This window comes from Sphaerothrix gracilis Ecp01 (assembly GCF_030405905.1).
Classification (GTDB): Bacteria; Cyanobacteriota; Cyanobacteriia; order Phormidesmidales; family Phormidesmidaceae; genus Sphaerothrix; species Sphaerothrix gracilis.
In genome coordinates, this window is the sequence record NZ_JASATW010000030.1 from 31,430 (window position 1) to 53,072 (window position 21,643).

The window sequence follows — 21,643 nt, forward strand, 5'->3', positions numbered from 1 at the left end:
AACTTTGGCAAACGGTTTGAGGGACACAATGCCTTATGTTCCTCTTTCGTATATCTCAATATCCGCATTTATTGGCTCTGGGCACACTGGTCTCGATTGATGAAAAGCTTCCTCACCCGCTGGTCTATCAAGCACCCTGTCATTGTCGCTGCTATCTACATCGCCGTGTTGGTGCTGTCGGTGTTGACGCTGTTCCTACTGCCGGTGCGGATGATGCCCTATGTGGAAAGTCCGCTGGTGTCCATCGTCACGATGGCTCTAGGGTCATCGCCGACAGAAGTAGAAACCTATATCAGTAAACCGATTGAGCAGCGGATGACGGTGCTGGACGGAGTACGGTTTATTCGCTCCAGTTCCCAGCAGGACATGTCCCTGGTGACGATTCAGTTTGCCTGGGGCGGCGACATCGACAAAGCAGTGCAGTCTGTCCAGAGCCTGATGACGGCAGCAGAGGGAGATATCGAGCTGGATGGCTTTAACTCCCGTTCTTACTGGGTGTTGCCCATTGATCCGCTGAACCGCCCGGTGTTGACCCTGGCATTGCAGGGAGAGGGGTGGGATCCAGTGCAACTGCGGGAATTTGCCGACAATACCCTGGTCGATCGCCTGACTCAGGTACCCAATGTGCAGGCGGTGTCTATCTTTGGAGGGTATCGGCGACAGCTCCAGGTGGTGGTCAACCGGCAGCAGTTGGCGGCTTATGGCCTGTCGATTTTGCAGGTGCGGGATGCAATCGATGCTAACAACGTCAGTCAGGGTGCAGGCGTGCTCACCCAGGGAGATTCTGAGATTCTAGTGCGGGCCGATAAGCGGGCGCTGAGTGCAGCAGAGGTGATGGACTACCCCATCCTGGAGCAGGACGGGCGGGTGGTCTATGTCCGCGATGTGGCGACTGTGAAAGATACCTTTGAAGAACGACGCAGTGGCTATCGCTACAACGGTGAAGCGGCTCTGGCCGTGAACGTGATTCAGAAGCCGGATTCCAGTTCACCCAAAGTTATCAAGCAGGTGCGGGCAGAGCTAGAGCGCATCCAGGCCGAGTATCCGGGCCTGGAATTTCAGGAAGCCTATGACAACTCCTACCTGGTCAACATCATTCTCGACAGCACCTTTCAAGAGCTGCTGATCAGTGTGCTGCTGGCGGGCGTGGTGATTTTGATCTTTTTGGAAGACTTCCGGGCGACGGCAATCATCATGATCTCTATTCCCACGTCCCTAGCTCTTTCGACGCTACCCTTCATTCCCATCGAGATGTCGCTTAACTCGTCCACGCTAATTGGCATGATGATGGCGATTGGCAAGTTGGTGGATGACTCGATTATTGTTATTGATTCCATTGACCAGAAGCTGCGCCAGGGGTTACGACCGATGCAGGCAGCGATTCAGGGTACCGGAGAGGTATTTCTAGCCAGCGCTGCGGCCAGCTGCGTGATGATTGCGGCGCTGCTGCCGACAATTTTGGCGGGTGGGCTAACCGGGCTGATGTTTGTGGGGCTGGTTTGGCCTATGGTGTTCGCCTTCATTGCCTCATTGATTGTGTCGATCACGCTAATTCCCTTGATTGCCGCTTTTGTGCTCAAGTCACCCCAGGAACGATGGCAGCGGCAGACCTGGTTGCAGTGGCTGATGACCCCGATAAGAGTGGGCTTTCGGAACCTAGAGCGAGGTTATGGCTGGCTGCTGGATCGCTGCATGAATAATCGCGAAATTACGTTGGCGATCGCCGGTTCTGCCATTGTGCTGGCTGTTGCCCTCTATCCCTTCGTGCCTCAGGAAATGATGCCCCTGGGCGATTCCGGTCAGTTTATGGCGTCTCTGGAGATGGAAGCCGGTACCTCCTTCGCTAAAACCGATGAGAGCGTCTACCAACTAGAACAGTTACTGCTAGCCCAGCCCGACATTGCTAAAGTATCGTCCCAAACCGGGTTTGAGCTGACCCGCAACAGCACCTATTTCACCGGCTACAGCATGGGCAGCGTCAACTCGGCGTCACTGATGATCACCCTGGAGGATGAGCGATCACGAGACATCTGGGAAATTATGGACAGCGTGGAAGCGGAAGCCCGCCGCACCATTCCGGGTTTGCGCCGCATTGCCTTGAAGGAAATGGGCGTGGACGTAATGGCCACCTCTGCCGCGCCCATCCAGCTCGCTGTTTATGGTGAAGACCTAGAAGTGCTACACCGTCTGGCTGAGGGCGTCTTTCGCATTGCTGAAGACACTCCCGGTCTGGTGATGGCTCAGACCAGTTCTGCCCTCTCCCAGCCGGAATATCAGCTCACGGTAGATCGTCGCCGCGCTCAGGAACTGGGACTAAACGTGCGGATGATAGCTCAGCAGGCCCGCTATGCCCTTAATGGAGGCTTTACACAGCGCTTTTACAACCGTCCTAACCTACGGCAGAACTCAATTTTAGTGCGTTACGAAGAAGACGATAGAGGCACTCTCAATAATCTGGCGGGCACCTATATTACGACTCCAATGGGACAGCAAGTGCCGCTGAACACAGTTGCTACTCTGGAGCGACGCAACGGTCCTACCCTGATTGAGCATGTCAACGGAAAACGAGTTGTGTACGTCAATGGCTACTACCGCAAGGGGGGACCCGCGTCAATGGATTTGTCCATGATGATCGCTATGCGGGCAGGGCAAGAACTTAATTTCCCTCCTGGCTACGGCATCGATTCTATGGGCGACATGACCGATATGATGATTGAGTTCGATCGTCTGTTGAAAGGGCTACTGGTATCGCTGATTCTGATTTACCTAATTCTGGTGATTCAGTTCGGCTCCTTCATTCAGCCATTAGTGATGATGCTGTCAGTGCCTTTGCAACTAGTGGGGGTGTTCGGCGGGCTGATTCTGGCGCAGCAGACTCTCTCGACAGTCTCGATTCTGGGGATTGTGATTCTCTCGGGCCTTTCCCTTTCGGCGGCGATTCTGCTGCTGGAGCTGATTCTGGCAAAACGCGAAGAGGGGGTACCCCGTGATGTAGCTATTCGCATGGCTGGCCCAGTACGGTTAAAGGCTATTACCATGACCACCCTGACGACTGTGATTGTCATCGTGCGGCTGGCCTTTTTCCCGGAAATTGGCATGGATGCCTACTCACCTATTGCAACTGTGATTTTAGGTGGGCTGCTGCTCTCAACGCTGCTGACTCTGGTGGTGGTGCCGGTAGTATACTCGTTTATTGACGACGCAACCGAATGGTTAAAGCGACGCGGACGGCGACGAACTCCGAAAAAACTGGAACCTATTATTGGTAAGTAGTTGGTGTCGTTTTGATGCGTATTCTGTTGGTTGAAGATGAGCCCGACTTGGGCAAAGCCATCAAGCGTACCTTGACCCAGGAAGCTTATGTGGTGGACTGGGTTCAGTCGGGGGATGAGGCTATGGCCTATCTGGAGCACGATCTATCACTCTACACGATAGGCGTATTTGACTGGATGATACCCGGAAAGTCGGGGGTTGAGCTATGTCAATGGCTGAGGAATCATCACCACGCTCTACCCGTCCTCATGCTCACTGCCAAAGACCAGATTGATGACCGCATCACTGGCCTGGACGCCGGAGCCGATGATTATCTGGTGAAGCCCTTCAGCATGGCGGAATTGCTGGCGCGATTGCGAGCATTGAGACGAAGATCGCCTGAAATCAAGCCCAGTAAACTACGGGTGGGGCCGTTGATGCTGGACTGCGATCGCCGCATCGCCCTACTCAAAACTAAAAACGCTGAGCAACCCATTGAACTCACCCAAAAAGAGTTTCAACTGCTGCAGTATTTCATGGAGCATCCAAATCAAATTTTGACCCGCGATCAGGTGCTCAACCAGCTCTGGGAAATTGGGGCCGAACCCAACAGCAATGTGGTGGCCGCCCAGATGCGGTTGCTCCGCCGCAAATTAGCTCAACATGGCTGTGAAGACTATATTGAGACCGTCTATGGCATGGGATACCGCCTCAACGCCCAATAAGCTGTTTCGCCGCAGTCGTTGGCAGCTTACTGTCTGGTATACCGGTGTCATGACTGTGGTACTGGGGCTGAGTGGATTGGGCGTCTACGAAGCGATCGCCCATGCTCACCGCGTTACTGCTGACCGCGAACTTAAGTCAGTCGCTGAGCCCGTCCACAATGCGCTGGAAAAGATCCTCACTACCAATGGTCAGATTGATGGTGTTTCGCCGAACTTACTGCCGAATCTATGCGTGGCCGGAGAGCCGTGTCGAGTTCCCTTCGAGCGATCGCGGAGACATCACCAGGGCACCCTTTACCTGGGTAGCTACTACTTTCGAGTCTTGTCCCCAGAGCAGGAGCTGATTGCTACCGCAGGTGTCTATCCAGAGGGTCTGCCTGCCACGAACCCAGAAGACTCTTGGCAAACGGTATGGGATACCGCTGGTAACGAGTATCGACAAATTGCCATCCCCCTTTACGACCTAAATCAGCAAATTCAACTCGGCACGTTGCTGGTGGGGCGTTCCTTTAGCGACTTCGCTACTTATTTGACAATGATTCGCTGGATAATTTTGCTTAGCCTGCCCATCACAATAGGGCTGATTGCGGGGGCAAGTTGGTGGCTGGCAGGGATGGCACTGCAGCCGGTTCGGGCGTCCTATCGCAAAATTCAGCAGTTCACTGCTGATGCGGCTCATGAATTGCGTACACCCCTGACGGCGACTCAGGCAACTACAGAATCCGTGATGCGCTTGCCGGAAATTTCTGATGCTGAAGCCCGTGAGACGCTACAGGTGATTAATCGTCAAAATCACCGCCTGACCAATCTTGTGAGTGATTTGCTGCTGCTGTCTCGGTTGGATGCTCATATGCCATCAGTCAAGACACCTTGCTGCTTGCAGGATGTTCTCAGTGACCTTGAAGAAGAACTGGCGGCTTTAGCAATTGCTAACGATGTTCACCTCATCCTGGATCAGCCCAAAGAACCTGAACTCGTTGTCGTTGGCAACGAAGAACATCTCTACCAATTAGTATTCAACATTGTCAGCAATGCCCTCCAGCACACCCCCGCAGGTGGAAAAGTGAGCATCCGGCTCCAGCAGACAGTTCGCAAGATGTTTCCTGAAGGTGAAAGAAACCAAGCGGTAGTGACGGTTGAGGATACCGGAGTTGGCATTGCCCCAGAGGACCAGACTAAAATCTTCGATCGCTTCTACCGAGTTGAAAAGGCTCGCTCCCGCCAGAGTGGTGGCTCAGGATTGGGACTGTCGATTGCGCTGGCGATTGCTCAGGCCCACGGCGGCGATATTCAGGTACAGAGTGAATCTGGAAAGGGTAGCATGTTTACGATTACCTTGCCGATGGCGGGTTAGATAGAAGAGCTTCTGCATTCACGCAGCGTTCGCTAGATTAAGAGTGTCAGTCATATCTCGATAGGGCGATCGCCCGTTCTGGCGTCATCAGCACCACAGCACTTTCACCGCGATTGTCAGCTCGCTCACGACCGGAAAACACCAGGTTCATCCCTTGATTCAGTAACGCCACACATCTAACCACGACTTTATTGATACTTGTGCCAGTTGTTTTCTTTCCCAAAACCGCTACAAACTATTCAGGAGTGGGAGCAAAATCTGGTACCTGTCTGCCTTCTAGCTCAGCTTGGGTTGTGACCAATCCGTTTTCTCGGATATCAGAAATCAGCCACTCCATTTCCTTGATTTCTCGGCGCTGGGCTTCGATGATTTTATCTGCCAATTCACGCACCCGAATATCCTGAATTTGAGCTCGTTCACTCGTTAAAATCGCGATCGAGTGATGTGGAATCATGCCTTCCATATAATCGACGTCGCTTACGGTGATTTGACTGCGTACCAACCATAACGAAGCACCAAATAGAACGATGGCACCCACATAAATAGCGATATTCATGCTACGGCTCTTGTACATATGCAGCATGTACGACAGCATGATCACCATCATCGCGGCACCCATAATCAGGGCCATATAAACCCGCGTTTCACTAAACCAAGCATGGTCAAGAATTTGATATGAATGCAGATACATCAAAAAGAACATCACCACGATTGAGGTGCCAATCATGGCAAAGTATCTGACATAGCTACTCATGCTGCCGTCATGTCCTTTGTCAGCCTGGGTTTTCATGGCGTTGCCTTCAGATGTCATGGGTTTTCCTCAAAATAAACACATCAAAAAAATAAATTTACTTACGCTGAGTAACTTTTAGGAACGTGATGTTACTCAGTTATGCAGGCTTCGGTGCAGTGCTCACATGTCACTGCACAGGCCATCGCTTCATCAAAGCTAGATCAATCTGTTTGTAGTTAAACCGGATACTTATCCTAAAATCTCTATGGCATAGAGATAGCGAGAAACCGCCGCTCTCATCACCTATCGATGGCAGGAAACTCGACTTCACTCTAAAGGGATAGAGCGATTTCATCTTAATTTCATCGATAAATGTTAATCAACGCGAATTTAGTCGAAATATTGACAAATTAGCTTCTATAGTCCTTATTTCATTGCCATTTCATAGTTTTTCTCTAAGTTGTAATCACGGTATCGTGTTCGGTATCTCATCTTGACCCTACAGCTGGCTAGAGACTCTACGATTACAGTACCTATATTCATGCAATTGTGATGAAAGCTATGAGGCGAAGAGAGTTTCTAGGGTTAAGCCTTGGAACTACAGGAGCAATATTGCTTTCTCAATGCTCTAGAGGATCTTTGCAATCTTCTGCGCCAAGTCCAATATCGGAGCCGGCTCCAGTACACAGTAGCGAAGGTGGATTGCTCAGCTTCGACTTGGTGGCGGAGGCGCAGCAAGTGAAACTGGGCAGCCGCAATGCTAACCTGCTAACTTACAACGGCCATCTTCCTGGTCCTCGGTTGGAGACTAAGCCCGGTGACACCGTTCAGATTCGCTTCACCAATCGGTTAAATCAGCCCACTAACCTCCATTATCACGGGCTCCATATCCCGCCGACGGGCACCGGGGACAACGTCTTTCTCGAAATTCCACCCGGCGAAAGCTACAGCTATGAGTTCCAGATTCCTCAAAACCATCCGGCAGGCACCTTCTGGTATCACCCCCACTACCACGGGCTGGTAGCGGAGCAGCTCTTTGGCGGGCTTGCCGGAATGTTTGTAGTGCGCGGCGAACTGGACGGAATCCCCGAAATTCAAGCGGCTCAAGAAGAATTTCTTGTCCTCAAGGACTTTGCCCTGGATCGCAGCGGTAACATTCCTGACCCCGGTCACATAGCCCAGATGACTGGACGCATTGGCGATCTACTCACGGCTAACGGTCAGTTCAATCAATCTTTAGAGGTAGCTCAAGGAGGACTGTTGCGGCTGCGACTGCTGAATGCGTCAACGTCTCGGTTCTTTTGGTTGTCCCTGGAAGAGCATCCGTTTTACCTGATTGCGACAGATGGCGGGGCGATCGCATCTCCTATTGAACTCAACGACCTGGTGCTTGCTCCGGGGGAACGGGTTGAGGTGTTGGTTAAAGCAGACCGTGAACCTGGACAGTATCGCTTGTTGAACCAGCTTTTCAACCCGGCTCAGGGCATGATGGGCGGTGGCATGATGGGGAGTTCTCCAAATCGCAACTCCACCGAAACGGTAGCGACCCTGACCTACAACGGCACTATCGATACGCTCCCGTTACCTAATCAACTCCTAACCATTGAGTCTCTGCCGGAACCTCAAACTACACGTCAGTTCACCCTTAACCACGGTATGGGCGGCGGCATGGGCATGGTGTTTTTGATCAACAGCAAAGCCTTCGAGCATGACCGTATCGACACCCAGGTGCAGCTTAATACCGTGGAGGACTGGGAAATCATTAACACAGGGACGATGGCTCATCCCTTCCACGTTCATACCAATAAGTTTCAAGTGATTAGCCACAACGGTCAGCCTGCCCCCTATGCTGCGTGGAAAGATGTGGTGTCAGTCAGTCCCGGCGAGAGCGTTCGTATTCGCATTCCCTTTCGTGACTATGTGGGCAAAACCGTCTATCACTGCCATGTCTTAGATCACGAAGACCGGGGCATGATGGGAATTGTAGAGATGCAGCCAGCTTAACAACGGCATCATGTTTCAAAACTGGTGACTCTGGCGACACTCGTGGCAAAGACAAAATATAGTCCATCGGGACATTAGCGTAGTCGCTACTAGTCTATGGTTGAGTGTCCAGATCTGCTCTATTGCCACCTATTTTGAGACATATGAGCCGCCAGTCAGCTTGCTCTCAGACTTCTCAGTTAGCCATTAAGCCATTCTCAGGTTGCGGTCAGAGAAGCCTCAGAGAGAGCCGTCATAGTAGGACTCAAGATGATTGAAATCAAAAACGCAAACTAAGGAGCTAAATCATGTAACGCATCACCTTCGCTATTTTCTCTCTTGTCCTCTCTGCCGCCGCTATCTCTTCGGCCCAAGCCGTTACCGCAGAATCAGCCAACCGCATCGACCAGGCCCGCCAAGAGCATCTCGATAATAAGTCCTCTGACAAATCTGATCAGCTGCGCTCAGAGCATCTAGATAGATGACATGAGGAAATCGGTCTCCTAATCTACCACTCCTGAGTTTTTGCGACAGAACCACATTTCCTAGGCCGCAAAGAGCGATCGCACTAATACACTTCAGTCCGCTCCTGCCAAAACACATCGCGATCTCTTTGCAACAAATCTGGCAGCTGGTCGAGAAATATCTTAAACCAGGGTTTCTGAGGCACTCGATCAAGAAAGCTTTGCCGGTCTTCCCGATAAGTTTCGTAGAAAACCACAATATTGGGATCGTCTAAGTCTTGGTGAACTCGGGCCTCGATGAAGGTGGGCTCTTGCCGCAATCCATTCAGTAATCCGCTGAATGCCATCTGAAATTCCGCAGCTCGCTCTGGCTTAACAGGGAAGCGAACAATTATGGTAGTGGTAGTGTTTTCCATTGGGGTTTCTCCGTGGATATTGTTTTTGATTGAGGACGGGTGGGAATATGAGGGTCAGCATGAGCCAACCCCCAAAATCCATCGCTGCTAGCTATGTCACAAGCACAACTGAACCCTCTGTTCGACGGGCTTCCAGGTCTGCGTGAGCTTGCGCCGCCTTTGCTAGGGGATAGCGATGGTTGACGTTGATGGTGACGGCACCTTTCGACACCACATCAAAGAGAGCTTGCGCTGATTCCAACAACAGTTCGCGAGTGCCGGTGTAGTGTCCCAAACTGGGGTTGACGACGGTATGGGACTTACTGTTTAAGCGGTGCACATCCAGCGGTTCGACCTTACCGGAGGCCCAGCCAAACAGCAGGTTGACGCCAAAGGTCGCGAGGCAGTCAAAGTTGCGGTGAAACGTGGTGTGCCCGACGCCGTCATAAACTATAGGAACGCCGTCGCCATGGGTGAGTTCGTTGACGCGATCGGCAAAATCTTCCTGAGTGTACAAGATTGGATAGTCGCAGCCATTTGCCCTAGCGCGATCCGCCTTTTCTTGACTGCTGACGGTGCCGATGACTGTAGCCCCCAAGTGCTTAGCCCACTGGCACAGCAGCGATCCGACACCGCCTGCCGCCGCATGCACCAAAATCGTATCGCCCGCTTTCACGGGATAGACCCGTCGTACCAGATATTCGGCAGTGGTGCCCTTCAGCATCATGGCGGCTGCCTGCTCATCGCTGATGGCGTCCGGCAGGGGCACGAGCCTTTCGGCAGACATTGTACGCATGTCGGTATAGGCTCCCTTTACCAACTGATAGGCAACTCGCTGCCCGACCTCCAAGTCAGTGACGCCTTCACCCACTTCCTCAATCACGCCAGCAGCTTCAAAGCCGTTGATAAAGGGCGATGACGGCAGGGGAAAGTCCCCTTTGCGGAAGTAAGTATCGAGAAAATTCACCCCGATCGCCCTCTGGCGCAGTCTCACCTGTCCGGCCTTCGGTTTTTCCACCTCGATGGGTTCATAGCGCAGAACGTCGGGTCCGCCCTGCTCGTAAATGTGAATAGCATGGGCCATGATTTTTTCCTCTAGATTTGGACAACAAAACTAAGCTGCGGATGCAACGGGTTGAAACTCATCCAACAGGGCATTCATGCTCTGGCGAGCCTGCTGGACTTGGGTTTCACCCTGGGAGAGCAGCCGGTCTGCGGCAATCAGCTCTACGTCGGTAATGCCGAGAAAGCCAAGCACGTGATGGAAGTAGCCTGTAGCATAGTCAATGTCACTGCCCACGGGGGTACCGCCGGAGGTGACGATGACGTAGGTTTTGCGGCTGGGCAGCAGGGGATGCGGCCCCGCGCTGGTGTAGTTGAACGTGCGCCCAATCCTCGCCACCTGGTCGATCCAGGCTTTTGGGAAGCTGGAATCGAAAAGTTGTAAATAGGGATGCTAAAGATGAGCAGGTCGGCGGCGGCAAATTCATCGACCAGTTTGTCAGAGAGGGCCAGCACCTGATGCTGTTCAGGAAAACGCTCCGCTGCTGGCGTGTATGCCGCTGCAATCCAGACATCATCTACAAAAGGCAGATCACGGTTCGTATCCCGTATCGTCATTTGAGCCTGGGGATAGCGCGATCGCAGTTTTGCGACCAAAGTGTCGGCCAAGGCACGACTCACTGAGTCTTGATAGCGACCACTGGAGTCAATACGTAGAATGTGCGGTGTCAAATGGGTTAGTTGCTGTGGCATCGTCAAGTCAATCCGTAATGTATTTACTGATTGCGTAGGTTGGGCGACACTTAGGGATTCGGGGAACTGTTGGGTCTCACAAGCTCGACACCAACCTACGATGTTTAATCAGGCAGAGACCGCTAGATCCTTACGAGGAGGGAGTTCTGGCAATTCTTTGGGAACGGTGACGCCCTGCTGCACCGCTGGACGTGCCCCCACCCGGCGATACCACTCATGCAGGTTCGGGTAGGGCTTGGTGGCAAACCCCATGTGCTCGGCAGTGAAATACCAGCCATAGAAGGCGATATCCACGATCGAGTAGTCGCTCAGGAAGTAGGGGCGATCGCTCAGCAGCTCATCCACCACCCAATTGATCCGGTTCGATTCCTTCAGATAGCGCTCCATGCCATAGGGAATAGTTTCGGGAGCCATGATAGTGAAATGGGCCCGCTGTCCGAACATGGGGCCAACCGTGGAAGCCTGGAACAGCAGTAGTTCAATCGCCCGCCACCGTTCTTGCCCCTGGGCCGGGATGAGTTTTCCAGCCTGGTCAGCCAGATACAGCAAAATCGCGTTCGATTCCGTTACCACTTGGCCCGTCGCCGTATCGCGAATCACCGGGATTTTGCCGTTGGGGTTAATCGACAAGAATTCGTCACTCTGCCCTTCCCCGGTAAACACGCTGACGGGGTTCACGGTGTACTGAGTACCCAACTCTTCTAGGGCAATGCTGATTTTGTGGCCGTTTGGGCTGCCGTCGCTGTAGAGTTCAATCACAAATTTGCTCCTAATCGTTACAAAACAGGGTCTTGCGACCCGACGAGTGCTTTTGATCGCTCTCGAAGTTCCAATGGGTTCATTGTTACTTGCAAAAAAGCGACTAGAATAAGCAAAGGCGCAAGGCAAATTTGCAAAAATGCGAAATGGACTGGAATGACCTGAAATATATCAAACAAATCGCCCAGGCTGGCAGCGTGGCCGAAGCGGCGCGGGAGTTGTCAGTGCATCAATCCACCGTGTTTCGACGGCTGAACACCCTGGAGAAAGATCTGGGGGTACGCCTGTTTGAGCGCTTACCGACGGGCTATGTGATGACGGCGGCGGGCGAAGATTTTTGTCAGGCGGCTGAGCGGATTGAAGTCGATATTGCTAATCTCAACCGGCGGATCAGCGGCCAAGATATGCGCCCTAGCGGCACGATTCGCGTCACCACCTCTGACGCGCTGTTTATTAAACTCCTATCGCCTTGTTTTGCTAAGTTTCGGGCTGCCTATCCAGAAATTGAGCTAGAGGTTCTGATTTCGACCGAGGTGTTCAACCTGACGAAACGAGATGCTGATATTGCCATTCGTACTACGAAGAATCCACCCGAAACTCTGGTCGGCAGAAAAGTCACCAGTTTTTCTAGCGCCGTTTATGGGTCGAAGCAATACCTCAAAACCCACCCCAATCTGAAAAATTTAAGTCGCCACGACTGGATCGGGTTTGACGACGGCATCATTGATGCGGCTACGGCTAAATGGCTCAGGCAAATGGTGCCGCAGGAACGGTGTCAGTACCGTCTCAACACCTGTGCGGCTTTACTGGCGGCGGTTAAAGCAAACCAGGGTTTGGCGGTATTACCGTCCTATGTGGGCGATACCGAGTCGGAGCTAGTTCAGTTGTTACCGGCGATCGCCCCTTTAGAAAAAGATTTGTGGATTCTCACCCACGAGGATTTACGCCACGTGACTCGCATCAAAACATTTATTGATTTTGTTGCTATGGCGCTGACATCAAGCAGTAGCTATCTTACTAAAGAATCACCAGCGATGCAGCTTTAATAAGGTCTAAAGCCGCATAACCAATCGCTGAAGCGGAACAAAGCATAAGTTGATTTTTAGTCAAAAAAACTCGACTTTGTCCGCTTAGCTTAGTCGTTATAAAATAGACGGGGAAAGCTCTTGCCAGGCTTCACCTCAACAGAGCAATATCATCAAAAGTATTGATTTACAAAGCTTTGAGGAATATCACCTGTATCAGACTCTCTGAGGTATTTTACGTGGCGTAGATCGATAAAAGCATTCAGTCCGTATTCTACCCCTCGAAAATGGCTGAATACTTGTGGCTTAAAAGGCCAGCACTGAGAGCGCTTGAGCGGATTTATGTTGTCTTGCGGAGCGCAGTTTCAGAGTCGTCTCACGCTGAAGGGCTTGCACAGCAAGAGTTCTGGATAAAATGGCCCTTTTTATCCAGAATCGTTGCCATGGCCCTATGTTAGCCAAAGCCTTTGACTTGGCGTGAAACTTGCCACAGGCTTAGTTCGCCAGCCTTGTCTCCAGCTGCTAGCCACAGGCCTGATGCTGACCAAGCCAAGCAAGTCGTGCCGACCTGTCCATGTTTGAGCGTTTGAACCAGCGTTTGCCCGCAGTGCCAGAGACAGACGCGTCCATCCTGGCCCACTGAAGCTAAGTAAGCAGAATGCGGATGAAAGGCGATCGCATTCACCCGATCGCGATGGCCCTGCAAAACCTGCGATCGCCAGCCTTGCTTTCCTTTGCTCTCTCGTTGCCAAACCGTAATCCCTTCAGCACAGGCCGCTGCCAGCCAAGGAGCCTCTGAGCGCGTAGCTCCCTTCGCCCAGGCCGTCTGCCGTACCTTGCCCGGAAACCCCTGCATCAGCCAAGGCGGCGGACTGTTCCACTGGGTCACGGTAAGGGTGCGATCTAGATTGCCAGAGGCTAGATAGCGTCCGTCCTGAGACCAGGCACAGTGCAGGCTCGCTCCCGGCACTTGAATGTGTTTGGGTGCGGCTTGCCAGTCGCTGACCGGCCAAACCTTGACGCCGCCGTGACCGCTGACCGCCAAGTGCTCTCCAGTCGGCTGCCAGGCCAAGTGCAGTATAGAAGAGGTTTGAAAGTCCAAGACTGCGACATCTTGCCGCTGCTCGACATCTAGAATAATAGTCTTCTGGCCAACGCCATAGGCCAAATAAGGCAGCGTGGGATGCCAGGCCAATGTGTCAATCCAGGCACTAGCGTGGGTCTGCTGCAGCCAAATTTTCGGATGGGCGGCTATATTCCAAACCGTTAGCTGGCCCGACTGTCCGGCTGTGGCGAGGAATCGCCCATCAGCGGCAAAGCTCAGACAATTCACAGCCAGGCCAGCTGCAGGCTGTAGGGGCAATTCCTCACCAGAAGTGCTATAGAGAGTGACCTCACCGCTAGCGGCGATCGCGGCTAGCTTTTCCGTTTTGGGCGACCAGGCGAGTCCGGTGATATAGTCCGACAGGACGTATTGTGTCCGGGGCGTTACCTGCAGCGAGGTAGCTTTCACGCGAGGCACGTCCGGAATCCCCGGCGGATCTCAGATTCATCCAAGTTGCGGCCAATGAACACCATTTCGCTGCGGCGGGTTTCATTGGGCTTCCAAGGACGATCGCTGCGGCCATCAAAAATCATGTGTACGCCCTGAAACACATAGCGATCGTCTTCACCCGCTAAATTCAAAATGCCTTTGGTGCGAAAGATGTCCGGCCCCTTGGTTTGCAGCAGGTCGCTCACCCAGGCGCTGAGCTTTTCGCTGTCTAGTGGCTGCTCTTCCACAATGGCGAAGGAATAGACCTCATCATCATGCTCGTGAGCATCTTCATTGAGAAAATCAGGGTCAACGTCCAGAGCCCGGTCTAAGTCAAACGCCTTGACGCCCAAAATTGAGTCGATCGCCAGTTCAGAATTTTGGGTGCGGTAGATTTTCACCATTGCATTCATCTCGCAAATCCGCCGTTCTAGTTCCGTCAGCTCGGCTTCGGTCACTAGATCAATTTTGTTGAGCAAAATCACGTCGGCAAAGGCGATTTGCTCCTGGGCTTCGTCGCTTTCCCAGTGCTGCCAGATATGCTTGGCATCGACGACGGTGATCACCGCGTCCAGCGCCAGCTGAGTCTGAATGTCCTCATCGACGAAGAAGGTTTGAATTACAGGGGCTGGATCTGCCAGCCCGGTGGTTTCAATCACCAAGTGATCAAACTGGTCGCGGCGCTGCATCAGATTGCCAATGATGCGAATCAGATCGCCCCGCACGGTGCAGCAGATGCAGCCGTTGTTCATCTCAAAGATTTCTTCATCGGCGTCAATCACGAGCTGGTTGTCAATGCCGACTTCGCCAAACTCGTTGACAATCACGGCAACTTTTTTGCCGTGTTCGTAGGTCAAGATGCGATTGAGCAGGGTGGTTTTACCGGCTCCTAAATAGCCGGTGAGGACGGTGACCGGCACGCTTTTAGTGGCAGTGGCTATCATAGCGATGACTCATTTTGAACACGACGAGTTTTGCAGCCGTTGCAGAATGTCGGCCTGCTGCACCGCTGCAATCGGCTGATGAATTTTATAGGTTTGTACCGGCTGGGTCATGACGGAGATGACGGTTTCCACCGGGGGACAGCCCCGTTCATGGCAGCGCAGCTGGCTGATGGAGATGGGCACGTCGGCAGGCAGGTTAAGGGCAGCAGCAACCCAGGTTTTGATCTGGCGGAGGGTTTCGGGCGATGCGTCAGAGCGGGGCTGTTTGAAGAGGTTCATATGACGTCCTCAAAAGATGTTGGGTTTCGCAGGCTCAGCACCAACCTACCGAATCTTGCGTTAGATTTTGCTCCTGTTGGCTAGAAGATGCTTATTCTGGTGAGTTGATCAGGCCGGGATGGTTTTGAGGGCGGGGGCCGGGAGCGGGCCAGTGGAAGCGGCGATTGGACTCGGCGATCGGGCGATCATTGATGCTGGCTTCCCGTCTCCGCATCAGGCCGCTGTCGTCAAACTCCCAGTTTTCGTTGCCATAGGCGCGGTACCACTGGCCGGCATTGTCATGCCACTCATACTGGAAGCGCACGGCGATGCGGTTTTCGCCAAAGGCCCACATTTCCTTCACCAGACGGTAATCCAGCTCCTTGTCCCACTTGCGCTGCAGGAAAGAGCGGATGGCCTCTCGCCCTTGAAAGATCTCGGCCCGGTTGCGCCAAAAGCTATCTTCGCTGTAGGCCATCGATACGCGATCAGGGTCGCGGCCATTCCAGGCATCTTCCGCCATGCGCACTTTGGCGATCGCAATGTCCTGGTCAAAGGGAGGAACTAATTTTTTAGCAGATGTGGTCATGCCTTACGGTACTCCGAGCTAGAAACAGTGAGACATAGCGGTACAGGGACGGCCAACAGCGAAGTTAGCCCAGCACTACGCCAGAGAGAAACGCCGCGCCCACGCCTGCCAGAGCAAAGCCCGCAAACCTTAGACCTAGAGACTTTCCCCGGCTGCCGGTCAATCGATCGGCCATGCCGTAGGCCAGCAGCGCGATCGCCATTTGCACGGTGGCAAATCCCAGCAGATACGCCGCCAAAGGCATCATCTCCGCGCCGACGACTGCTTCGCCATACGCATAGCCGTGGAAGATACCGGCCAGCAGCGCTAGCCCTGCCACAATGCCGGTGTGCGGCTGCGATTTCATTGCCAGCAGCGCCCCAAACGCCAGCACTGACGCCGAGATCACGAATTCTGGAGCGGGCAAATTCAGACCCATTAGGTGCAGCCCCGTGCCCAGCAAAGAGGCGAGGACAAAGCTAACAGGCACCATCAGCCCCCGCCCCACGGCTACTGCCATCAGCCCAGCGGTAATCACAAAGGCCAAATGGTCTAGGCCAATCACCGGGTGGCCCATTCCCGATAGAAAACCCTGCACTATGTTATCAGGGGTACTGCCGCCAAATGGGTGGTGGGCCAGCACCGGGGGGGCGGCCAGCAGTAAACCGGCTATCATCACCAAGGCCAGGCGGCTAGCTGGCGCGATCGCCCTCGGAAACGCTCTTAAAAACCGAAACTGTGTCATCGATGTCCTCTCAGCCAGGGATAAACATGGAGAATTCAAAATTCAAAAGCTTTAGAGCAGGCCGCTTTACCACTTTTTGTAGGGCAAGAACTTACCGCACATGATGATTTTGACGCGATCGCCTTTGGGGTCTTCTTCTTTTTCCACATCGATGGTGAAGTCGATAGCGCTCATAATGCCGTCGCCAAACTTCTCATGCACCACCGTCTTTATCGGCAGGCCGTAGACCTGCATAATCTCGTAGAAGCGATAAATCAGTGGGTCAGTGGGAATTACCGGATCTAGGGAGCCTTTGATCGGGCATTCGGTCAGGGGTTCGATTAGCGAAGTATCTGCGCCGATCGCCTCGACGATTTTGGTCGCTTCTTTCTCAGAGGCGCTGGCCTGCCGATAAATGACTGAGGCAATCCAAACTTCATCACAGCCGACCTTGGCTTCCAGATCGGCAAAGCTGAGACCAGCGGCTTTCTTGGCAGCCAACAGCTTTTCGGTCACTTCAGGTAGAATCATGGGTTAACTCCTCTCAAATGTTAAACAACGGGGACTGGCCACATCCAAACGGATGAAGTAATTTGCCGACATTGACGGCTGACAGCTCTCTCTGCCAGCGACTATTCCTTAGCGATCCGAGCGGCCTCAACAGCCCGCGTTTCGCGGAAAAGGTGGCTTTCCATCTCGGCCTTCAGGTCGTGATAGGCCGGATGCTGGTCTATGGTCTCGCGGTTGCGGGGCCGCGGAAACGGCACCTCCAAGATTTCGTCGATGCGCGCCGCCGGACCGCGCGTCATCATCACAATCCGGTCCGACAGCAGCAGCGCCTCTTCAATGCTATGGGTAATCATAATCACGGTTTTGCGCTGCTGCTCCCAGATGCGCTCAATCTCATCCTGCAAAAAGCCTCGGGTGAGGGCATCGAGGGCACCAAACGGCTCATCCATCAGCAAAATCTGTGGGTTAATTGCCAGCGCCCGTGCAATGCCGACCCGCTGCCGCATTCCCCCCGACAGCTCGTGGGGATACTTCTTTTCCGCACCCGCCAGACCTACCAGCTCAATGTTTTCCTTGATGACCCGGTTCATCATCTTAGATGCCATCTTGGGATGCACCGTCTCCACGGCAAAGCGGATATTCTCCCATACCGTCATCCAGGGCATCAGGGCATAGTTTTGAAACACCATACCGCGATCGGGGCCGGGGCCTGTAATCGGGCGATCGTTAAATAAGATTTCGCCAGCGCTGATCGGTAGCAGCCCGGCAATCATGCCTAGCAGCGTCGATTTACCGCAGCCCGAAGGACCAATGATGGTAACAAACGTATTGGGCTCAATCTCCAGGCTGATATCCTGAATCGCAGTGAAGTCGCGGCTGGTTTTGCCCGTCAGCTTGTTAAACAGTCCCTTTTTGCCCGGAAAAACCTTCGTGACCTGGCGAATAGAGAGCTGCGCCGAGGGCGAATAGGAATTCTTAGAATTAAGTGTATTCGCAGGAGCGGAGTTCATGAATTTCGACCAAATGCAACAAACTTCTCCAGCGCGGCAAAGATACTATCGAGCAGCAGCCCCACCAGGCCAATGATGAAAATGGCCACGATGATGTTGGGAATATACAGGTTGTTCCACTCGTTCCAGATAAAATAGCCCAGCCCCGTTCCCAGCAGCATCTCAGCGGCGACAATCACCAGCCAGGCAATGCCCATACTGATCCGCAGGCCTGAGACAATGCTAGGCAGTGCTGCCGGAATAATCACCTTGAAAATAGTGCGCAGACGCGAAGCGCCCAGGGTGTTGGCCACATCGATGTAGTCTTTGTCCACGTTGGCGACGCCGAACGCTGTGTTAATCAGCGTTGGCCAGATGCTAGAGATAAAGATAATAAACACGCCCGTCTGCTCCGAATCTCGCAAAATGTAGAGACCCAGGGGCAGCCAGGCCAGCGGCGAAACCGGCTTGAGCAGCTGCACATAGGGATTGAACGCTTTGTAAGCCACTGGCGAAATGCCAATTAAGACACCCAGAGGGACGGCCACAATGGAAGCCAGCACATAGCCGATGGCTACCCGGCGCAGGCTAATCAGTAGATTCCAGCCAATGCCGAGATCGTTGGGACCGTTGTTGAAGAACGGATGGGTAATCCACCACCAAAACTCTTTAAGCGTTTCAGAAGCCGTAGGCATCCCTTTGGCAAACCAGCCGGCCCGTGCCCCAATTTCCCAGAATCCGAGAAAGACGACTAGGGAAACGACAAACAGCAGAGCGGCTCTGACCGTTTGGTTGTCCAGCAGTGAGCCTTCCTTTTCAGCTTTAACTGGGCTGGCCGTCGAATGACTCAGTGCCATAGCGCAAATACCTCCTCAATCAAACACCGTACTCATCGATTTGCTGCTCGACATAAGTATCCGGAGTTTCCGGATCAAAGGTGTCAAACTTCAGCTCCTCGGTGCGGTAGATTTCAGCCGGGGGATCTTGACCCAGCTCTGCCGCCAGTTCGCGGGCTAGGTCCGTCAGGAAAATGTCTTTGCCAACTTCGTCGTAGCCCTGCTCGGACATCACTTTGGCGGACATGCCATCCCCTTGAAGATCCCAGCGCACTAGCTGCGAAGAAATCCAGTTGGCAAAGCTCTGCCAGGGGTAGGGGTCAAAGTCAATGCGATCGGGCACGGTGAGAGTGTTGCCTTGGCCGTCTTCAAAGTTACCGGTGAGCACCGCCTCGACTACCTCAGTCGGCTGGTTGAGGAAAGCCCGCTCGGAAATAGCGGCGGCGATCTCAGCTCGATTGTTGGGATCGCGAGCATAGCCAGCAGCCTCAATGATGGACTTATTCAGGGCGCGGAAGGTGCTGGGATTTTCGCTAATCCACTGGTCGCTGGCGGCAAAGGCACAGCAGGGATGGCCGGGCCACAGCTCTTTGGTGAGCATGTGGATAAAGCCGGCCCCTTCGTAGACAGCGCGCTGGTTGAACGGATCGGGCATCAGGTAGGCGTCAATATCTCCAGCCACCATCTGGGCGATGCTGTCCGGCGGCGGCACGGGGCGAATTTTGACGTCTACATCGGGATCGAGGCCGCCGGTTGCCAGGTAGTAGCGTAGCAGCAGGTTATGCATGGAGTAGGGGAAAGGCACGCCGATGGTAAAGCCTTTGAAGTCCGCCGGGCCGTTGACCTGACCCTGGTAGCGCTCAGCGACGGTGATCGCCTGGCCGTTGATGTTCTCAATGCTGGCGAGCTTGACGCCAAAGGAGGCAGACCCTAGACCCAAGGTCATGGCGATGGGCATGGGTGCTAGCATGTGATACGCATCTAGCTCACCGGCGATCGCGGAGTCTCTGACCGCTCCCCAACTGGGCATCTTCACCACTTTGGCATTGAGGCCGTACTTCTGGTAGAAGCCTAGCGGCTCCGACATGATGATGGGCGAGGCGCAGGTGATGGGGATAAAGCCAATTTGCAGATCGGTTTTTTCCAGGTTTGAGGTGTCTACTGGCTCGTCAGGCACATTTTCCAACGCCTCTGGCTGGTCACCGCCACCACCACAGCTTGCCAGCGTTACCAGCGCGGCTCCGATCGCCATGTTGCGCAGAAACTCCCGGCGAGTGGCGCCGCTATTGCGCAGGGAATCGGCAAAGAAGAGACCCGCCTGCGGCCCAAACGCCGCTGCAAAGGCATTTTCCAGGCCACCGGCCTGCTTGCATAGTCCTAAGATCAGCTTTTCCCGGCGAGGGTCGTCGCGGCCAACGGTTTTGAGGAACAGCGCCTTGCGCAGCTCATAAGCGTTGACGTTATCGGCGGCTCGCAGCTGATTCTGCTTGTAAAGGCCCATCTTTACCAGGTCATCCACCATCTCTAGCGGATCCTGGGGCATCGTCTGCATAAACTCCCAGTGATCCAGCGTGGAATGGCGTCCGCCGCAGAGGATACACGCGAGTTCTAAATCCGAAAGCTCACCGCGATCGCAGTTGAGATTGTTCCACCGCTGCGATGTTTGTGAAGCCGGCGTAGAGGAGATCAAAACCATAGTCACTGCCTACCCAAAATATACTGCACTGAGCTAAACCTGAACTGGCAAGGTGGCTTATACAGTTGTGAGCACTTTACCAATCATTTTTTGATGACGCACTGGATCTTTTTTCGAAAGAAATAGGACTTTTTATTGGAAATAGTTTTAAGCCTGAAATAAGGGGGTTAATCGGTTAATTTCGCTACGAAATTCTTTCGCCAATTCTGAGGCGATAGGCCATGAAACTGCCGAAACTGCCGGGTAAAGTAGCTCGGATCGCTATAACCAGAGGCTTCAGCCACCTGCCGAATCGATTTTTTTGAACTTTTTAACAGCGTTTTGGCCTGGGCCATCCGCCGCTCAATCACCCACTGTTTAATCGTGCGCCCTGTCTTTTCCTGTACTAGCGTCGTCAGATAGGCAGGTGAATAGCCTGCGGCTTGGGCTATGTCGCTAAGGTTAATCACGTCCCGGTAGTGGGCCTCAATAAACTGAAAAACGTGGGTTAGCTGCGGGCATTCCGGGAAAATGCTCTCTGGCTTTGAGGCGGGTTCAAAGCTTTGAGACTGGCTGATACTCGCGCCTTTACGAGCGCTGGACGATCGTTGCAGTTCCTCATGTCGCTTGAGCCGAGTCGAAATAGCCAGCAGAAACTGCTCAATCGTGCAGGGTTTGGTCAAATAGTCATCTGCGCCTAACTCCATACCTTTGCGCAGATCGCTCATAGTCACCTTAGCCGTTAGGAATATCAGCGGAATAGCGGCTGTCTGCTGAGAACGGCGCAGCTTAGAGAGCACGGAATACCCGTCCATGTCCGGCATCATAATGTCGCAGACAATCAGGTCGGGCCAGCATTTTTGGGCCATAGCAATGCCGTCTGCGCCATTTTCAGCGCTGAATGCCTGAAATCCTTCAAATTTCAGACACTTCAAAAAGATATTGCGAGTTTGAGCCTCATCTTCAATAATCAATACAGTTTTCATAGCCAAGTTGGGAACACACTAATCAGCCTTCATTCACCTAACGGCCGCTTTTCCCAAGAGAAAATGTAAAAATTTAGGTGGCTGACTGCTCCCGCAGTGAGCTATCTTTGAAAGTCATTTTTCTCATTACAAAATATCTATCTTTGGCTTAATTCTCTCTGAGAAAGCTACCCT

General features: G+C 53.2%; 20 protein-coding genes and 1 pseudogene. 5 read left to right on the forward strand and 16 right to left on the reverse strand.

Going from position 1 to position 21,643, the window contains the following annotated elements; genetic code table 11:
• Nucleotides 1-99: 99 nt before the first annotated feature.
• Genes QJQ48_RS23555 through rppB form a run of 3 tightly spaced genes read left to right on the forward strand, consistent with a single transcriptional unit; the run spans nt 100 to nt 5,331 of the window.
• A complete protein-coding gene (locus tag QJQ48_RS23555) occupies nt 100-3,273 on the forward strand; it encodes an efflux RND transporter permease subunit (RefSeq protein WP_346293697.1) in 3,174 nt (1,057 codons plus the stop codon).
• A gap of 14 nt (nt 3,274-3,287) precedes the next feature.
• A complete protein-coding gene (gene rppA, locus QJQ48_RS23560; RefSeq protein ID WP_346293698.1) occupies nt 3,288-3,977 on the forward strand; it encodes a two-component system response regulator RppA in 690 nt (229 codons plus the stop codon).
• Nucleotides 3,946-5,331, forward strand: a complete 1,386-nt coding sequence (rppB, locus tag QJQ48_RS23565; RefSeq protein WP_346293699.1) for a two-component system sensor histidine kinase RppB — start codon at nt 3,946-3,948, stop codon at nt 5,329-5,331. The genes rppA and rppB overlap by 32 nt, the downstream gene beginning before the upstream one ends.
• A 46-nt stretch (nt 5,332-5,377) precedes the next feature.
• Here rppB and QJQ48_RS23570 read toward each other — a convergent pair whose 3' ends face one another.
• Entirely contained in the window at nt 5,378-5,503 is a 126-nt protein-coding gene (locus QJQ48_RS23570; protein WP_346293700.1) for a hypothetical protein, read from the reverse strand.
• Nucleotides 5,504-5,566: 63 nt separating this feature from the next.
• On the reverse strand, nt 5,567-6,121 hold the full coding sequence (locus tag QJQ48_RS23575; protein WP_428843086.1) for a DUF305 domain-containing protein: 555 nt from the start codon (nt 6,119-6,121) through the stop codon (nt 5,567-5,569).
• Between the two features lie 495 nt (nt 6,122-6,616).
• Here QJQ48_RS23575 and QJQ48_RS23580 point away from each other — a divergent pair, with 495 nt between their 5' ends.
• Nucleotides 6,617-8,068, forward strand: coding sequence for a multicopper oxidase family protein (locus tag QJQ48_RS23580; RefSeq protein ID WP_346293701.1), 1,452 nt, complete (start codon nt 6,617-6,619; stop codon nt 8,066-8,068).
• Between the two features lie 547 nt (nt 8,069-8,615).
• On the opposite strand, the gene QJQ48_RS23585 is transcribed toward QJQ48_RS23580, so the two are convergent.
• The 4 genes and pseudogenes from QJQ48_RS23585 to QJQ48_RS23605 all read right to left on the reverse strand — a co-directional run bounded on the left by QJQ48_RS23585 (nt 8,616) and on the right by QJQ48_RS23605 (nt 11,420).
• A complete protein-coding gene (locus tag QJQ48_RS23585; protein ID WP_346293702.1) occupies nt 8,616-8,927 on the reverse strand; it encodes a putative quinol monooxygenase in 312 nt (103 codons plus the stop codon).
• A 91-nt stretch (nt 8,928-9,018) separates the two neighbouring features.
• Nucleotides 9,019-9,990 (reverse strand): quinone oxidoreductase family protein, encoded by a 972-nt coding sequence (locus tag QJQ48_RS23590; protein WP_346293703.1) that lies wholly within the window; start codon nt 9,988-9,990, stop codon nt 9,019-9,021.
• A gap of 30 nt (nt 9,991-10,020) precedes the next feature.
• Nucleotides 10,021-10,661, reverse strand: a pseudogene (locus QJQ48_RS28410) (FMN-dependent NADH-azoreductase).
• Nucleotides 10,662-10,769: 108 nt separating this feature from the next.
• Nucleotides 10,770-11,420, reverse strand: a complete 651-nt coding sequence (locus QJQ48_RS23605; protein WP_346293705.1) for a glutathione S-transferase family protein — start codon at nt 11,418-11,420, stop codon at nt 10,770-10,772.
• Between the two features lie 146 nt (nt 11,421-11,566).
• Here QJQ48_RS23605 and QJQ48_RS23610 point away from each other — a divergent pair, with 146 nt between their 5' ends.
• Nucleotides 11,567-12,466: a LysR family transcriptional regulator gene (locus tag QJQ48_RS23610; RefSeq protein ID WP_346293706.1), complete on the forward strand. Its 900-nt coding sequence runs from the start codon at nt 11,567-11,569 to the stop codon at nt 12,464-12,466.
• A gap of 433 nt (nt 12,467-12,899) precedes the next feature.
• On the opposite strand, the gene QJQ48_RS23615 is transcribed toward QJQ48_RS23610, so the two are convergent.
• The 10 genes from QJQ48_RS23615 to QJQ48_RS23660 all read right to left on the reverse strand — a co-directional run bounded on the left by QJQ48_RS23615 (nt 12,900) and on the right by QJQ48_RS23660 (nt 21,469).
• Nucleotides 12,900-13,967, reverse strand: coding sequence for a WD40 repeat domain-containing protein (locus tag QJQ48_RS23615; RefSeq protein WP_346293707.1), 1,068 nt, complete (start codon nt 13,965-13,967; stop codon nt 12,900-12,902).
• Nucleotides 13,955-14,923, reverse strand: a complete 969-nt coding sequence (locus tag QJQ48_RS23620; RefSeq protein ID WP_346293708.1) for a CobW family GTP-binding protein — start codon at nt 14,921-14,923, stop codon at nt 13,955-13,957. Before QJQ48_RS23620 ends, QJQ48_RS23615 begins: the two co-directional genes overlap by 13 nt.
• A 9-nt stretch (nt 14,924-14,932) precedes the next feature.
• The gene (locus tag QJQ48_RS23625) at nt 14,933-15,202 is read right to left on the reverse strand and encodes a hypothetical protein (protein WP_346293709.1); all 270 of its coding nucleotides are present in this window, start codon (nt 15,200-15,202) and stop codon (nt 14,933-14,935) included.
• Between the two features lie 91 nt (nt 15,203-15,293).
• Nucleotides 15,294-15,770 (reverse strand): nuclear transport factor 2 family protein, encoded by a 477-nt coding sequence (locus QJQ48_RS23630; RefSeq protein ID WP_346293710.1) that lies wholly within the window; start codon nt 15,768-15,770, stop codon nt 15,294-15,296.
• A gap of 64 nt (nt 15,771-15,834) precedes the next feature.
• The gene (locus tag QJQ48_RS23635; protein WP_346293711.1) at nt 15,835-16,494 is read right to left on the reverse strand and encodes a HupE/UreJ family protein; all 660 of its coding nucleotides are present in this window, start codon (nt 16,492-16,494) and stop codon (nt 15,835-15,837) included.
• Between the two features lie 66 nt (nt 16,495-16,560).
• The gene (cynS, locus tag QJQ48_RS23640) at nt 16,561-17,004 is read right to left on the reverse strand and encodes a cyanase (protein ID WP_346293712.1); all 444 of its coding nucleotides are present in this window, start codon (nt 17,002-17,004) and stop codon (nt 16,561-16,563) included.
• A 101-nt stretch (nt 17,005-17,105) separates the two neighbouring features.
• Nucleotides 17,106-17,993 (reverse strand): ABC transporter ATP-binding protein, encoded by an 888-nt coding sequence (locus QJQ48_RS23645; protein WP_346293713.1) that lies wholly within the window; start codon nt 17,991-17,993, stop codon nt 17,106-17,108.
• Nucleotides 17,990-18,829, reverse strand: coding sequence for a nitrate ABC transporter permease (ntrB, locus tag QJQ48_RS23650; RefSeq protein ID WP_346293714.1), 840 nt, complete (start codon nt 18,827-18,829; stop codon nt 17,990-17,992). The genes QJQ48_RS23645 and ntrB overlap by 4 nt, the downstream gene beginning before the upstream one ends.
• 19 nt (nt 18,830-18,848) lie before the next feature.
• The gene (locus tag QJQ48_RS23655; RefSeq protein WP_346293715.1) at nt 18,849-20,504 is read right to left on the reverse strand and encodes an ABC transporter substrate-binding protein; all 1,656 of its coding nucleotides are present in this window, start codon (nt 20,502-20,504) and stop codon (nt 18,849-18,851) included.
• Nucleotides 20,505-20,671: 167 nt separating this feature from the next.
• On the reverse strand, nt 20,672-21,469 hold the full coding sequence (locus QJQ48_RS23660; protein WP_346293716.1) for a response regulator transcription factor: 798 nt from the start codon (nt 21,467-21,469) through the stop codon (nt 20,672-20,674).
• Nucleotides 21,470-21,643 lie beyond the last annotated feature (174 nt).